The sequence below is a fragment of the Ramlibacter sp. genome, from assembly GCF_036676645.1.
Lineage (GTDB): Bacteria > Pseudomonadota > Gammaproteobacteria > Burkholderiales > Burkholderiaceae_C > Ramlibacter.
The window spans coordinates 1-14,759 of the sequence record NZ_JAKFCM010000029.1; the positions used below are offsets into that span (position 1 = coordinate 1).

The window sequence follows — 14,759 nt, forward strand, 5'->3', positions numbered from 1 at the left end:
ACCCGATCCGCCACGAAGTACCCGTGCCGCTCGAACTGGAACTTCTCGTCCCCCTTCGCCTCCCGCAGTGACGGCTCCACGTACGCCGTCACCACCTTCAGTGAATCCGGGTTGATCTCCTCCAGGAAGTCCTTCTCGCCCGTCCCCGGCTGCGGCACGGCGAACAGGCGGTCGTAGAGCCGCACTTCCGCCTTCAGGCCATCGGCCACGCCCACCCAGGTGATGTTGCCCTTCACCTTCACGGCGTCGGCCCCCGGTGTCCCGCTCTTGGTGTCCGGGATCAGCTTCGCGCGCACCTGCGTGATGGCGCCGTTCGCGTCCTTGTCGGCGCCGACGCACTCCACCACGTGCCCGTACTTCAGCCGCACCTTGTTCCCCGGGAACAAACGGAAGAAGCCCTTGGGCGGGGCTTCCTCGTAATCCGAGCGCTCGATCCACAGCTCGCGCCCGAACGTGAACTGCCGCCGCCCGCGCGAGGCGTCGTGCGGGTGCACCGGCGCGCTGCAGGCATCGAGCTGGTCGTCGCCGCCCATGACCTCGCCCCAGTTCTCGATCACCAGCTTCACCGGGTCCAGCACCGCCATGGCGCGCGCGGCCCTGGGGTCCAGGTCGTCGCGCAGCGCGCCTTCCAGCACCGAGTAGTCGATCCAGCTATCGGCCTTGCTCACGCCGATGCGCTCGGCGAACAGCTGCAGCGATTCGGGCGTGTAGCCGCGCCGGCGCAGGCCGACGATGGTGGGCATGCGGGGGTCGTCCCAGCCGCCCACGTGGCCTTCGTCGACCAGCTGCTTGAGCTTGCGCTTGCTGGTGACCACGTAGGTCAGGTTCAGCCGCGCGAACTCGTACTGGCGCGGGTGCGGCTTGTTGACCAGCCCGCCCTCGGCCAGCCGGTCCAGCAGCCAGTCGTAGAACGGCCGCTGGTCCTCGAACTCCAGCGTGCAGAAGCTGTGGGTGATGTTCTCCAGCGCGTCCTCGATCGGGTGCGCGAAGGTGTACATGGGGTAGATGCACCACTTGTCGCCGGTGTTGTGGTGCTCCGCATGCTTGATGCGGTACAGGGCCGGATCCCGCATGTTGATGTTCGGGCTGGCCATGTCGATCTTCGCGCGCAGCACCGCGGCGCCGTCGGGCAGCTGGCCGTCGCGCATGGCGCGCAAGCGCTGCAGGTTCTCGTCCGCCGACCGGTTGCGGAAGGGGCTGTCCACGCCCGGCCGCGAGAAGTCGCCGCGGTTGGCGCGCATCTGCTCCGGCGTCTGTTCGTCCACGTAGGCCAGGCCGGCGCCCACCAGGTATTCGGCGGCGCGGTACATGAAGTCGAAGTAGTCGCTGGCCTGGTAGAGGTGGCGGGTGCCCTTGGCCTCCCAGTCGAATCCCAGCCAGCGCACCGCGTCCTTGATCGATTCGACGTACTCGACCTCTTCCTTCTCGGGGTTGGTGTCGTCGAAGCGCAGGTGGCAGATGCCGCCGTAGTCGCGGGCCAGCCCGAAATTCAGGCAGATGCTCTTGGCATGGCCCACGTGCAGGTAGCCGTTGGGCTCGGGCGGAAAGCGGGTGCGGATGCGCGCAGGGTCGGGCGGGCCCGCCTGTTGCGTGGCCGCATCACCCGGGTGGCCGGCCCAGCGCCGCTGCGAGTACGTGCCCTGTTCGAGGTCGCGCTCGATGATCTGGCGCAGGAAATGGCTGGGCTTGGCGCTGTCTTTCTCGGCGGGGGAGGTCATATCGGGGCTGATTCTAGGTTGGGCTCTACGGGTTACCCCGGCTGCGCTGGGTTACGTCTCGCAACGCTCTTGACCTGCCCCGCGTAGTCAGCAGGGCTGCCCCAGCGTTAAATACGCACATCGGTGTGCCCTGCATGCCGCGGCAACCCTTAACAGGAGATTTCCCCATGAGTTCCAACCGTTCCCTCATCGGCAAGGCCGCCCTTCTGGGTTCGCTGGCATTCGCCGCCATGGGTGCGGCCCAGGCCCGCGACGTGTACTGGTCGGTCGGCGTGCAGGCCGCGCCGGGCGTCCACGTCGATGTCGGCAACCACCGTCCCGTTGCCCCGGTCGTGGTGGTGCCCGCGCCGGTCATCGTGCCGCCGGTGGTGTACACCTCGCCGCAGGTGGTCTACCCGGGCGGCATCTATTACCAGCAACCGGCGCCGGTGGTGGTCTACCGCAGCGGCTGGCACTCCCGCAGCCACTTCGATGGCCACGGCCACCGCCACTTCAAGAACCGCGGCCACGGGCATGGCAACGGCCACCGGGGCCATGGTCACTGGCGCTGATCGCCAGCCCGGCAAGCACAACCGTTTTTCTCCAAGGTCCCCCGCGTGCGCCCCCGCGCCGCGGGGTTTTTTTTGGTGCGCGCGGATGGCTCTTTGGAGCCAGCCCGGCAGCCGATCGGCGGGCCCGGTGGACTAGGATGATTTCGTGGCTCTCGCGAGCGACGACACCATGGCCCCCTTCCTGCAAGACCGTCGGCCGTTCCAGTTCGCCGAACTGGACAACTGGCTCAACGCGCACCGCGTCACCGAGATCGAATGCCTGGTGCCGGACCTCACCGGCGTGGCCAGGGGCAAGATCCTTCCGCGGGAGAAGTTCACGGAAGACCGCGGGATGCGGCTTCCCGAAGTCGTGGTGGCCATGAGCGTCACCGGCGAATATCCGGACCAGGGGCCCTACTTCGACGTCGTCAGCCGCAACGACGCCGACATGCACCTCGTGGCCGACCCCACCACCGTGCGGATCGTCCCCTGGGCGGCCGACCCCACGGCGCAGGTGATCCACGACTGCTACGACCGCGACGGCCGGCTGGTGCCGTTCGCGCCGCGGGCGGTGCTGCGCCGTGTCTGCGAGCTGTTCGACCGCAAGGGCTGGATTCCCGTGGTGGCGCCGGAGCTGGAGTTCTACCTCGTGGCCCGCAACACCGATCCCGACCAGCCGCTGCGCTCGCCCATCGGGCGCAGCGGCCGCGCCGAAACCTCCCGCCAGGCGTACTCCATCGACGCCGTCAACGAGTTCGACCCGCTGTTCGAGGACGTCTACGACTACTGCGAGAAGATGGAGCTGAACGTGGACACGCTGATCCACGAGGTGGGCGCCGGCCAGATGGAGATCAATTTCTTCCACTCGGCGCCGCTGGCGCTGGCCGACGAAGTCTTCCTGTTCAAGCGCACGGTCCGCGAGGCGGCCCTGCGGCACGACATGTACGCCACGTTCATGGCCAAGCCGATCGCGGGCGAGCCGGGCAGCGCCATGCACGTGCACCAGAGCCTGGTGAGCCGGGACAGCGAACGCAACCTGTTCAGCAACGAGGACGGCACGCCCAGCCAGGAGTTCTACTGGTACATCGGCGGCCTGCAGAAATACATCCCGGCCGCCATGGCGCTCTTCGCGCCGTACGTCAACAGCTACCGGCGCCTGGCGCGCTTCACCGCGGCCCCGATCAACATCCAGTGGGGCGTGGACAACCGGACCGTGGGGATCCGCTCCCCGGTCTCCACGCCGCGGGCCCGCCGCGTCGAGAACAGGGTCATCGGTGCGGATGCGAATCCCTACGTGGCGCTGGCGGCCACGCTGGCTTGCGGCCTGCTGGGCATCGAGCAGCGCATCGAGCCCACCGAGGAGTGCAAGGGCAGCGCCTACCAGAGCGCGTTCGAGCTCCCCCGCAGCCTGGGCGAAGCGGTGTCGCTGTTGCGTGCCGAACAGGACCTGGCCGAGGTGCTCGGCAAGGAGTTCCTGACCGTGTACACCGAAATCAAGGACCTCGAGCACGAGGAGTTCATGCGGGTGATCTCGCCCTGGGAGCGCGAGCACCTCCTACTCCACGTCTGAGCAGGAGACGCGACATGACGGCCAACACGCCAGCCTTCAGGACGGACCTGCCGCCGTTCGCGCGGCGCAGCACCGGCGAGTGGCAGGCCGCGGACGCGTCGCACTTCCTGCACCCGTTCACGGACCACCAGGCGCTCGCCGCCCAGGGGGTGCGCGTGATCACCCGCGGCGAGGGCGTGTACGTGTGGGACAGCGAGGGCCACCGGATCTTCGATGCGATGTCGGGGCTGTGGTGCGTGAACGTCGGCTATGGCCAGGATGCGCTGGTCGAGGCCGCCACGCAGCAGATGCGGACCCTGCCGTACTACAACGCTTTCTTCCAGACCACGACGCCGGCGGCCGCCGCCCTGGCCGAGCGGCTCGCTGCGCTGGCGCCCGCGCAGTTCGGGCACGTGTTCTTCGGCAGTTCCGGCTCCGAGGCGAACGACACCGTCGTGCGGCTGGTGCGCCGTTACTGGGACCTGGTGGGGCAGCCGCAGCGCCAGGTGATCGTCTCGCGGCTCAACGCCTACCACGGCTCCACGCTGGCGGCGGCCTCCCTGGGCGGCATGGCGGCGATGCACCGGCAAGGGGGATTGCCCCTCCCGGGCATCGTCCACATCGACCAGCCGCACTACTGGGCGCATCGCGACGGGGCGGCGAAGGGACTCGGCCGCGACGCCTTCGGCGTCGTCGCGGCCCGCTGGCTGGAGGAGAAGATCGCGGAGATCGGCTCCGACCGGGTCGCCGCCTTCATCGGCGAGCCGGTGCAGGGCGCCGGCGGCGTGATCGTGCCGCCGGCCACCTACTGGCCGGAGATCCAGCGCATCTGCGAGCGCCACGGCATCCTGCTGGTGAGCGACGAGGTCGTCTGCGGATTCGGCCGCACGGGCCGGTGGTGGGGCTGCGAGACCTTCGGGACCGCGCCGGACCTGATGACGTTCGCGAAAGGCGTGACCAGCGGGTACGTGCCGCTGGGCGGCGTGATGGTCGGGGAGCGGATCGCGCGCGTGCTGATCGAGCGTGGCGGGGAGTTCGAGCACGGGTACACGTACTCGGGCCACCCGGTGGCCTGCGCCGTGGCCCTGGCGAACCTGGACCTGATCGAGCAGCAGGGGCTGGTGCAGCAGGTGCGCGCAGACACCGGCCCCTACCTGGCGGGGCGGCTCGCGGAGCTGCGGGACCACCCGCTGGTGGGGGAGGTCCAGAGCTGCGGGTTGATGGCCGCCATCCAGCTGTGCCGCGATCCCTCGCGGGGCGAAGCCTTCGCCCCGGAGACGGCCGTCGGCCTGGCGTGCCGCAGGCATTGTTTCGACCTGGGGCTGGTGATGCGGGCGGTGGGAGACCGGATGATCGTCGCGCCGCCGCTGATCACGACCCGGGCGCAGGTGGACGAGCTGTACGGGCTGATCCGCCAGGCCCTGGACCGCACGCATGCGCAGGCGCGCGCGGTCGGGTGGATGGAGCCGGGCGGGGCCGGTTCTCCGGCCGCTTAGGCCGCTCCCGCCCCGGACGCGTAGAGGCCCTCGATCTCCTGCGCGTAGGCCTTGTACACGCTGGCGCGGCGCACCTTCATGGTGGCGGTGACCTCGCCGTCGTCGTGGTCCAGCTCCTTGGTGAGCAGGTGGAACTTGCGCACCTGCGACACCTGGGCCAGGCGCTGGTTGCCGCGGTCGACCTCGGCGGCGATCAGCTCGCGCACGCGCGGGTTCTCCACCAGCGAGCGGAAGTGGGTGAAGGCCAGCCGGTTCGCCTCGGCCCACTTGCCCACGGTCTCGTAGTCGATCTGGATCAGCGCCGAGACGAACTTGCGCGCCTCGGCCACCACGATGCATTCCTTGATGAAGGGGCTGCCCTTCAGGGTGTTCTCGATCTCCGACGGCGTGAGGTTCTTGCCGCCGGCGGTGATCATGATGTCCTTGAGCCGGTCGACGATGCGCAGGTGGCCGTTCGCCCCTTGCTCCACCACGTCGCCGGTGTGCAGCCAGCCGTCGCGCACCGCCGCCGCCGACGCCTCGGGGTTCTTGTAGTAGCCGGCGAACACCACGTCGCCGCGCACCAGCAGCTCGCCCTGCTCGCCGATGCGGTGCTCCACGCCCACCGTGGGCGGCCCGACGGTGCCGATCTTCACGTCGTCCAGGCGCTGGCCGGTGATCATGCCGGTGGACTCGGTCAGGCCGTACACCTCCACCAGCGGGAGGCCCAGCGTGCGGAAGAAGCGCACCACGTCCGGCGGGATCGGCGCGGCGCCGGTGAGCGCCACCCGCGCCCGGCGCAGTCCGACGAAGTTCTGCAGCGAGCGCAGCACCGTCCAGTACGAGACGAAGTAGCCGATCTTCTCGCCGAACGTCCACCGGCCGCGCGGCTTCTCGGCCAGCGGGCCGCAGGCGGCCAGCGCCCGCTCGAACAGGCGGCGGCGCAGCGGCCCGGTTTCCTGCATCTTGATCGTGATCGAGGCGTGCAGCTTCTCCCAGATGCGCGGCACGCCCAGGAACATGCTGGGCGCCACTTCGCGCAGGTCCTCCTGCACGGTGCGGATCGATTCGCCGAAGTTCACCTGCGAGCCCAGGTACAGCGGCACGAAGGTGGTCAGCATCTGCTCGGCCACGTGGCACAGCGGCAGGTACGACAGGTGCGAGGTCCGCTCGTCCAGTTGCAGGCGCTCCACGATGCCGGGCACCACCCCGCGGATGTTGCGCCAGGAAGTCATGGCGCCCTTGGGCGCGCCGGTGGAGCCGGACGTGTAGATCATCAGGCCGATGTCGTCCAGCGTCTGCGCGGCCAGGGCGGCGTCGATGCGGGCGTCGCCCTCCTGCTGCTGCAGGGCGCGGCCGGCGGCCTCGACCTCGGCGAAGGTGACGATGCGCTCGCGCTCGGCCGGCGTGAAGCTGGCCAGGCCCTTGGTCTCGATGACGACGATGCGGCGCAGCTTCGGCAGCTGGTCGAGCGTGGCCAGCAGCTTGTCGGTCTGCTCCTGGTCCTCGCACACCACCACCTCGCAATCGGCGTGGCCGACCACGTAGGCCACTTCGTTGCTCGGGCTGGTGGGGTAGACGCCGACGGTCACGGCGCCGACCAGGCCGCTGCCCATCTGGGCCAGCACCCACTCGACCCGGTTCTCGGAGATCACGCCGACATGGCCGCCGCGCGCCACGCCCAGCGTGGACAGGCCCAGCCCGAAGTGGCTGGCCCGGCGCAGGTAGTCGGCCCAGGTCAGCGGGTTCCAGATGCCGAAGTCCTTCTGCCGGATGGCCACGCGCCCGCCCTGGCGGCGCGCCTGCTCGCGCAGCATCTGCGGCAGGGTCTTCTCGGGAAGGTGATTGTGAAACGCGCTCAACCCCGGTTCTCCATTGCGAGCCACCCGCGTGGAATTCGCGAGGGCAATTCCAGGGCCACCGCGGAACCGGCTTTGCCGGGCCGCTGGTAACACCCCCTTGAGGGGGGAGCGCCGCAGGCGCTTCGGGGGTGGGTCATGACAGCCATCTCTTGCGCCGCTTGTAGTGCTTCAGCTCGCGGAAGCTCTTGGCGTGCCCGGCGCCGCCCATGCCCAGGTAGAACTCGCGCACGTCCGGGTCGTCGGCCAGCCGCTCCGCAGTACCGTCGATGACGATCTTGCCGTTTTCCATGATGTAGCCATCGTGCGCCACGGCCAGCGCGATGCTGGCGTTCTGCTCCACCAGCAGCATGGAGACGCCGCGTTCGGCATTGATGCGCGCGATGATGGTGAAGATCTCCTCCACCAGCAGTGGCGACAGGCCCAGCGAGGGCTCGTCCAGCAGGATCAGCTGCGGGTCGCCCACCAGCGCGCGGCCGATGGCCAGCATCTGCTGCTCGCCGCCCGACAGGTAGCCGGCGGTCCCGCGGCGCCGCTCGTGCAGCCGCGGGAAGTACGAATAGACCGCGTCGAAGTCGCGCGGCTGCGCCTTGCGGCCGGCCTGCGCGTAGGTGGCGGCCACCAGGTTCTCCTCCACGGTCAGGTCGGCGAAGATGCGCCGGCCTTCCATCACGTGGCACAGGCCCCGGTGCACCAGCTGCTGCGGCGCCAGGCGGGCGGTGTCCTGCCCGTCGAAGCCGATCTGGCCGGCCTGCAGTTCGCCGTCTTCCAGCGGCAGCAGCCCGCAGATCGCCTTCAGGGTGGTGGACTTGCCCGCGCCGTTGCCGCCCAGCAGCGCGACGATGCGGCCGCGCGGCACGGCCAGCGACAGGCCGCGCAGCACCTGCACGACCTTGTTGTAGACCACCTCGATGTTGTTGACCTCGAGGATCAGGTCCGCCGCCCTGGCCGCCGGACCCGACATCAGTTCAGCGCGATCCAGTCGGAGGCCGGCACCATCTTCTTCGCCTTCATGTCGGCGCGGTAGACCCGGCCCACCGGGATGGAGTTGCCCTTGATGGTGATGGGCTTGCCGATGATGCCGCCGGTGTCGAAGTCCTTGATGGAGTTCAGCGCCGCCTTCAGGTTGGCGCCCGTCAGCGGCTTGCCGGCTTCGAGCGTGCGCCTGGCCGATTCGACGAACAGCATCGCCGTCAGGAAGCCCTGCGTGTAGGCCGTGCTCTGGTACTCCGGCCGCATGGCGCGGATCTTCTCCAGCATCGGCGCCTTCTCGGTGTCGTAGTAGTAGCGGTAGGGCATCACGCCCATGAAGCCGTCGCCGGCCTCGCCCATCTTCATGACGGTGGAGCTGTCCATGGTCCAGAAGGTGCCCATCCACTTGCTGGTCATGCCCTGCTGCTTGCCCTGCTGGATGAACTCGGGGATGGGCGCCAGGATGTAGCCGTGGAAGATGGTGTAGTCGGGCGCGGCGCGGCGCAGCTTGATCACCTCGGTGGACACGTCCACGCTGCCGGGCGGGGTCATGATCTTGGCCGGCACCGACAGCCCCAGCTTCTTCGCGAGCGCCTCGCTCTCGTCGATCGGGTCGCGGCCGAACTCGGAGTCGGAATAGACGAAGGCCACCTTGGCGCCCGGCTTCTCCCTGGCGATGTGGCGCAGCAGGATGCCGAACATCTCGGTGTAGTCGGGGCCCACCAGGAACTGGTTGGGAAACTTCTTCGGATCGTTCAGCTCGGTGGCGAAGGAGGCGCCGGCCATCAGGATGTTGCCGTTGCGGTCCAGCTCCGGGTTGATGGTCTTGGAAAAGCCGGTGGAGTCGCCGTAGTACAGGTTGACCTTGTTCTGGCTGGTGATCTTCTTGAACGCGGCCACCGACACGTCGACCTTGTAGCCGGTGTCTTCCGGCACGTAGCGGACCTTGCGGCCCTTGATGCCGCCGGCGTCGTTGACGATCTTCACGTAGTCGCTGATGCCGGCATTGATGCCGATGCCCGCGAAGGCGAACACGCCGGTCATGGGGATGGAGCCGCCGATGACGATGTCTTCGGCCTGCGCCTGGGCCAGGCCGGGTGCGGCCAGGCTGGCGGCCGCGGCGGCGCTGCCCAGCACCAGGCTGCGGCGGCGCATCGTCAGGGGCTTGTCGGATTGCATGGATGTCTCCTTCGTTACTCAGTTACGGAACGGCCACAGATGGAAAAAGCGGCGGATGCGCCGCCACACTTCGGCGAGCCCGTTGGGCTCGAACACCAGGAAACCGACGATCAGCGCGCCGAACACGACGGTGCGCACCGGCGACAGGAACACCGTCATCTCGCTGCCGCCGGGCAGCAGGTCGAACACCAGCTTGAGCAGCTCCGGCACCATGGTCATGAAGACGGCGCCCAGGATGCCGCCCAGGATGGTGCCCATGCCGCCCACGATGATGGCGGCCAGGAAGAAGATGGACATCAGCAGCGGGAAGCTCTCGGGCGTGACCACCCGGAAGAAGTAGGCCCACAGGCCGCCGGCCACGCCGGCGTAGAACGAGGACAGGCCGAACGACAGCAGCTTGTAGCGCAGCAGCGGGATGCCCAGCACCTCGGCCGAGATGTCGCGGTCGCGGATGGCGATGAAGGCGCGGCCCACGCGGGTGCGGAACAGGTTGGCCGCGCCCAGCACCATCAGCACCGTGACCGGCACGATCAGCCAGTAGATGCGCGAAGGCCGGTCCAGTGCCAGACCGAACAGCTCCGCCGGCGGCAGCGACAGCCCGCCGGTGCCACCGGTGAATTCGAGGTTGGCGAACAGGAAGTGGGCGATGAACGAGGCCGCGATGGTGGCGATCGCGAGGTACAGGCCCTTGACCCGCAGCGAGGGGATGCCCACCACCAGCCCGCCGACCATGGCGACGAAGCCGCCGGCCAGGAGGTTCAGCAGGAAGGGCGTGCCGGCGCGGATCTGCAGGATGGCCACGGTGTAGGCGCCCAGGCCCATGAAGGCCGCCTGGCCCAGGCTCACCAGCCCGGTGTAGCCGGTCAGGATGTTCAGCCCGGTGGCGCTGGCGACGTTGATCGCGACCAGGCAGGCCAGGTACAGCCAGTAGTCGTTGGCCAGGAAGGGGAACAGCAGCAGCAGCGCCGCACCCACGCCCAGCCAGGTCTTCTGGGTGGCCGAGTCGAACAGCGCGGCGTCCGCGACGTAGCTTTCCTTGAGGGTGCCGATTCGCATCGCGATCAGTCCGCCCGCCGGGCCGCCCCAAGGGCGGACTGCGCCCCCTCGGGGGGCAGTGCACACGCGAAGCGTGAAACGTGGGGGTTCATGTTCTCTAGAGCCTCTCGATCTCGTGGGTGCCGAACAGGCCGTAGGGCCGGATCATCAGCACTACCACCAGCACCACGAAGGTGGCCAGCAGCTTGTATTCGGCGCCCAGGAAGGCGCCGGCCAGCGCTTCCACCAGGCCGATGAACAGGCCGCCGACCAGCGCGCCCAGCACGCTGTCCAGGCCGCCGACGATCACCACCACCAGCACCGACAGCCCGAACACGCCCATCGAGGAGGAGATGCCCCCGATGGCGCCGACCACGATGCCGGCGACCGCGGCGATCATGGCCGACGCCACCCAGGCCAGCGAGAACACGCGCGGCACGTTGATGCCCATCATGTAGGCGGCGCCCTGGTCGGAGGCGGTGGCGCGCAGGGCGACGCCGCCGCGCCAGAAGCGGAACAGCAGCAGCGCCAGCGCGATCAGTGCGGTGGCGGCCAGCGCGCCGTAGGCGACCTTGGGCGCGAGGAAGGCATCGCCGACCATCACCGGTGTGTTGGGGAAGAACTCGGGCAGGCGGCGCTGGTCGGCGGTCCAGATGATCTCCACCAGGCCGACCAGGATGGAACCCAGCCCCACCGTCACCATGAAGGCCGAGATCGGCGGCTCGCCCAGCAGCGGGCGGATCATGGTGCGCTCGATCACGGCGCCCAGCAGGCCGGCGCCCAGCACGGCGCCGAGGATCGCCAGCCAGATCGGCAGTGCGAACGAGGCGGCGAAGGCGAAGAACAGGTAGGCGCCGACCATCAGCATCTCGCCGATGGCCAGGTTGACCACGCGGGTGGCCTTGTACACGAGCACGAAGGCCAGCGCCGCCAGCGCATACAGGCCGCCGCCGGCCACGCCGGTCAGCGAGATCTCGAACAGGTAGGCCCAGTCCATCAGGCCACCCCCGCCGCCGCGGGCGCCGGGGGCGCCGCGCGCAGCTTGCGGCGCAGCTCGCCGATGTCGCCGGCGCCCAGGTAGGCGCGCACCACCTCGGGGTTGGCCTGTACTTCGGCGGGCTTGCCGCTGGCGATCACCTGGCCGAAGTTGAGCACCACCACGTGGTCGGACAGGTCCATGACCATGCCCATGTCGTGCTCCACCATCAGCACCGTCACGCCCCACTCGCGCCGCACGTCGAGGATGAAGCGCGCCATGTCCTCGGTTTCCTCGCGGTTCATGCCGGCCACCGGCTCGTCGAGCATCAGCACCTTGGGCTGCATGGCCAGCGCGCGCGCCATCTCCACCCGCTTTTGCAGGCCGTAGGACAGGGCGGCCACCGGTGCGTGGCGGATGTGGTCGATCTCGAGGAAGTCGATGATCCGTTCCTCCACTTCGCGCCGCAGTTCAGCCTCCTCGCGCCGCGCGCGGCCGACGTACAGCAGCGCATCCAGCACGTTGGACTTCAGGTGCGCGTGCCGGCCCAGCTTGATGTTGTCCAGCACGGTCATGCCGCGGAACAGGGCGATGTTCTGGAAGCTGCGCGCCAGCCCCATGGCGGCGCGGCGCGGCGCCGGTGTGCGGGTGATGTCGGCGCCGTCGAACAGCACCCGGCCGGAGGCCGGCCGGTAGAAGCCGGAGATGGTGTTGAACAGGGAGGTCTTGCCGGCGCCGTTGGGGCCGATCACCGCGGTGATGGAGCCGGGCTGCACGTCCAGCGTGACGCCGGTGAGCGCCTTCACGCCGCCGAAGGCGAGCGTCAGCTCGCGCACCTGCAGGACGGGCGCGCCGGACGCGCCGGGCTCGGGAACTGCGGACAAGGGCGGCATCAGGGTTTGCGTGGTGCCCAGGGGTGTTACTCGTTCGTAGAATTTCTACTGGTCGGTAACCATCTTCGATGCTCAACGGTCACGAGGCATCGGGAAATACCCCAGCCAGAGCCATGAGCCCTCCGTCCAGTCGCCCCGCCGCCGCCCCCGAATCGCCGTGGCTGGCGGCGGACACGCGGGCGCAGCAGCGCGAGCTGAAGCGCCAGGCGGTGCTGCACGCGGCGGCGCAGCTGTTCAACGAGCGGGGCTTCCACGCCACCTCGCTCGACGACATCGCCGAGCGGCTGCACGTGACCAAGCCGACGCTGTACTACTACGTCAAGAGCAAGGACGACATCCTGCTCGAATGCGTGCGCACCGCGCTGGGCATGATGCGCGACGAGATCGTCGTGGTGCGCCGTGCCGGCGGCCGCGCGATCGACCAGCTGGTGGCCTGCATGCGGGTCTACGCGCTCATCGTCACGCAGGAGTTCGGGCGCTGCGTGATCCGCATCGGCGAGGACCCGCTGCCGCCGCCGCTGCGGCGCGAGCTGCGCGCGCTCAAGTCGGGCATCGACCAGGAGTTCCGCCGCCTGGTGGCCGAGGGCATCCAGGAGGGCAGCATCGCGCCCTGCGACCCCAAGATGGCTGCCTTCATGCTGGGCGGCGCGCTCAGCTGGATCGGCCGCTGGTACCGGCCGGACGGCGAGCTCTCGCCCGAGCAGATCGCCGACCGCGGCATCGCGCTGGTGCTCAACGGCATCGTCACGCGGCGCCGTGCGACCAAGACCTGAGGTCCACCTCGTCCGGCCTCAGGACGGGTCGTTGCTCCTGTCGTCCTCGTCCCAGGGTGAACCCGGCCGAAGCAGCCGGCGCTGCTCCAGTTGCACCCGCAGGTTGCGCCGGATGCTGTCCATGCCGTAGCCGCTGTTGCCGCGCCGCGCCTGCGGGCCGGCCGTGGCACGCCCACGCCCGTTGCCGGAGCGTCGTTCGCTGTCGTGCGAGGGGCGGGAATCGTCGCGGGCCATGGGCTTGGGTTGGACGGCGGGCGGGCCAGGAGGTGACGCCGCACGGCGACAAGGTACCCAATCGAACGCAACAGACGTGCCCGAACGCTTCAGCAGCGCCGGTAGGATGGACCCTACCCGGCCCATCGCTTGCATGCTCCAAGATGGAACGGGAAAAAAAAGAGCCCCCAAGCCGGTGGCTTGGGGGCAACTTGCCAGTCGCGGGACGGAGGGCCGGACCAGCTCACCCCGGAGGAGGAGGGGACTCAGAGGAGTCGGGGTGATTTCCGTGGCAGGGCTGGTCGATCCATTCGGGCCAGCCCCGCAAACCGATGGGCGTAGTAGACCGCAGGCCCCGGCCGGCGCCTGTAGGACGGGGCCGCATTTGGGCTGCATCGCCCTGAACCGGTGCGCGTACAGCCGGCTCACGCTCCAGCGCTCCGGCCGGCCGCGCAGCGTCAGGTGCAGCCTGCCGGCTTCGTCGCGGCGCGCACGACGGTGCCGCGGTGCAACTGCCAGAACTCGGCGGCATCCAGGCGGAGCGCAGCGCGCCCGGGCCGCTGTGTCAGACTTGCCGGGCCGACAACCCAGGAGACCCACGATGCTGCACCCGGCCGACCAGATGCTGCTGCGCCTGATGGTGGAAAAGGGCATCCCGCCCACCCATACCCTGCCGCCGGAGCAGGCGCGCGAGTACTACCTGCTGCGGCGCACCGTCACCCAACCCGAGCCGCCCGACGTCGGACTGGTGCGCAACCTGGCGGCCCCGGGGCCGGCCGGCGACATTCCGCTGCGGCTGTACCGGCCGCTGGGCAGCGACGTCGGGCAGGCGCTGCCGGTGCTGGTGTACTACCACGGCGGCGGCTGGGTGATCGGCGACCTGGACACGCACGACGTGCTGTGCCGGCAGCTGTGCAACGGCTCCGGCTGCGCGGTGGTCTCGGTGGACTACCGGCTCGCACCCGAGCATCCGTTTCCGGCGGCGGTGGACGATTCGATCGCCGCCACGCGCTGGATCCACGCCAGCGCGCAGGAACTGGGCCTGGATGCCACCCGCTTCGCCGTGGGCGGCGACAGCGCCGGCGGCAACCTGGCGGCGGTGGTGGCGCTGACCGAGCGCGACGCCGGCGCCCAGGGGCTGCCGATCGCGTACCAGCTGCTGATCTACCCGGCCACCGACCAGCGCCGCGGCTGGCCCTCGCACACCCGCAATGGCGAGGGCTACCTGCTCACCCGGGACACCATCGCCTATTTCCACGACCTGTACCTGGCCGGCCAGGACGGCGACCTGGACTGGCGGCTGTCGCCGCTGCTGCACGACGACCACCGCGGGCTGCCGCCGGCGCTGGTGCTGACGGCCGGTTTCGACCCGCTGCGCGACGAAGGCGTCGCCTATGCCCAGAAGCTCAGCGAGAGCGGCAACACGGCCGCGCTGGTCAGCTTCGAGCGCCAGATCCACGGCTTCATCACCATGGGCAAGGTGGTCGACGAGGCCCGTGTCGCGGTGCAGATCTGCGCGTCGCAGCTGCGCGAGGCGCTGCGGGCGGGGTAGCCGGCCGCTGAGCCAACGATAATCCCCCGCTTTCG

The 14,759-nt window shown here is 69.5% G+C and carries 13 protein-coding genes and 1 pseudogene; 5 read left to right on the top strand and 9 right to left on the bottom strand.

Features of this window, described 5'->3' with window-relative positions; all coding sequences use genetic code 11:
* Nucleotides 1-1,718 (bottom strand): glutamine--tRNA ligase/YqeY domain fusion protein (locus V6M57_RS04650; RefSeq protein ID WP_332813818.1); only part of this gene is annotated, 1,718 nt, incomplete at its 3' end.
* Between the two features lie 167 nt (nt 1,719-1,885).
* Between V6M57_RS04650 and V6M57_RS04655 the strand changes: the two genes are divergently transcribed.
* From V6M57_RS04655 to V6M57_RS04665, 3 genes are all read left to right on the top strand, one after another.
* On the top strand, nt 1,886-2,269 hold the full coding sequence (locus V6M57_RS04655; RefSeq protein WP_332813819.1) for a hypothetical protein: 384 nt from the start codon (nt 1,886-1,888) through the stop codon (nt 2,267-2,269).
* A gap of 169 nt (nt 2,270-2,438) precedes the next feature.
* Nucleotides 2,439-3,818, top strand: coding sequence for a glutamine synthetase family protein (locus V6M57_RS04660; protein ID WP_332813868.1), 1,380 nt, complete (start codon nt 2,439-2,441; stop codon nt 3,816-3,818).
* A 14-nt stretch (nt 3,819-3,832) separates the two neighbouring features.
* Complete coding sequence (locus V6M57_RS04665) at nt 3,833-5,293, top strand: aspartate aminotransferase family protein (protein ID WP_332813820.1); 1,461 nt, start codon at nt 3,833-3,835, stop codon at nt 5,291-5,293.
* Here V6M57_RS04665 and V6M57_RS04670 read toward each other — a convergent pair.
* From V6M57_RS04670 to V6M57_RS04695, 6 genes are all read right to left on the bottom strand, one after another.
* Entirely contained in the window at nt 5,290-7,089 is a 1,800-nt protein-coding gene (locus tag V6M57_RS04670; RefSeq protein WP_332813869.1) for an AMP-dependent synthetase/ligase, read from the bottom strand. The two genes, V6M57_RS04665 and V6M57_RS04670, sit on opposite strands and share 4 nt — an antisense overlap.
* A gap of 178 nt (nt 7,090-7,267) precedes the next feature.
* Nucleotides 7,268-8,095 carry an ABC transporter ATP-binding protein gene (locus V6M57_RS04675; RefSeq protein ID WP_332813821.1) on the bottom strand — a complete coding sequence of 276 codons (828 nt, stop codon included), beginning with the start codon at nt 8,093-8,095 and terminating at the stop codon, nt 7,268-7,270.
* Nucleotides 8,095-9,282 carry an ABC transporter substrate-binding protein gene (locus V6M57_RS04680; protein ID WP_332813822.1) on the bottom strand — a complete coding sequence of 396 codons (1,188 nt, stop codon included), beginning with the start codon at nt 9,280-9,282 and terminating at the stop codon, nt 8,095-8,097. The genes V6M57_RS04675 and V6M57_RS04680 overlap by 1 nt, the downstream gene beginning before the upstream one ends.
* An 18-nt stretch (nt 9,283-9,300) precedes the next feature.
* Nucleotides 9,301-10,338: a branched-chain amino acid ABC transporter permease gene (locus V6M57_RS04685; RefSeq protein WP_332813823.1), complete on the bottom strand. Its 1,038-nt coding sequence runs from the start codon at nt 10,336-10,338 to the stop codon at nt 9,301-9,303.
* A gap of 97 nt (nt 10,339-10,435) precedes the next feature.
* On the bottom strand, nt 10,436-11,314 hold the full coding sequence (locus V6M57_RS04690; RefSeq protein WP_332813824.1) for a branched-chain amino acid ABC transporter permease: 879 nt from the start codon (nt 11,312-11,314) through the stop codon (nt 10,436-10,438).
* On the bottom strand, nt 11,314-12,186 hold the full coding sequence (locus tag V6M57_RS04695; protein WP_442968779.1) for an ABC transporter ATP-binding protein: 873 nt from the start codon (nt 12,184-12,186) through the stop codon (nt 11,314-11,316). The genes V6M57_RS04690 and V6M57_RS04695 overlap by 1 nt, the downstream gene beginning before the upstream one ends.
* Before the next feature lie 113 nt (nt 12,187-12,299).
* On the opposite strand from V6M57_RS04695, the gene V6M57_RS04700 reads away from it, so the two are divergent.
* Nucleotides 12,300-12,959, top strand: a complete 660-nt coding sequence (locus V6M57_RS04700; RefSeq protein WP_332813826.1) for a TetR/AcrR family transcriptional regulator — start codon at nt 12,300-12,302, stop codon at nt 12,957-12,959.
* An 18-nt stretch (nt 12,960-12,977) separates the two neighbouring features.
* On the opposite strand, the gene V6M57_RS04705 is transcribed toward V6M57_RS04700, so the two are convergent.
* Together V6M57_RS04705 and V6M57_RS04710 are read right to left on the bottom strand one after the other, a co-directional pair.
* On the bottom strand, nt 12,978-13,193 hold the full coding sequence (locus V6M57_RS04705; protein WP_332813827.1) for a hypothetical protein: 216 nt from the start codon (nt 13,191-13,193) through the stop codon (nt 12,978-12,980).
* 372 nt (nt 13,194-13,565) lie between these two features.
* Nucleotides 13,566-13,711 (bottom strand): annotated as a pseudogene (locus tag V6M57_RS04710) (LytR/AlgR family response regulator transcription factor); the annotation flags it as partial.
* Nucleotides 13,712-13,773: 62 nt separating this feature from the next.
* On the opposite strand from V6M57_RS04710, the gene V6M57_RS04715 reads away from it, so the two are divergent.
* Complete coding sequence (locus tag V6M57_RS04715; protein WP_332813828.1) at nt 13,774-14,724, top strand: alpha/beta hydrolase; 951 nt, start codon at nt 13,774-13,776, stop codon at nt 14,722-14,724.
* Nucleotides 14,725-14,759: the final 35 nt, after the last annotated feature.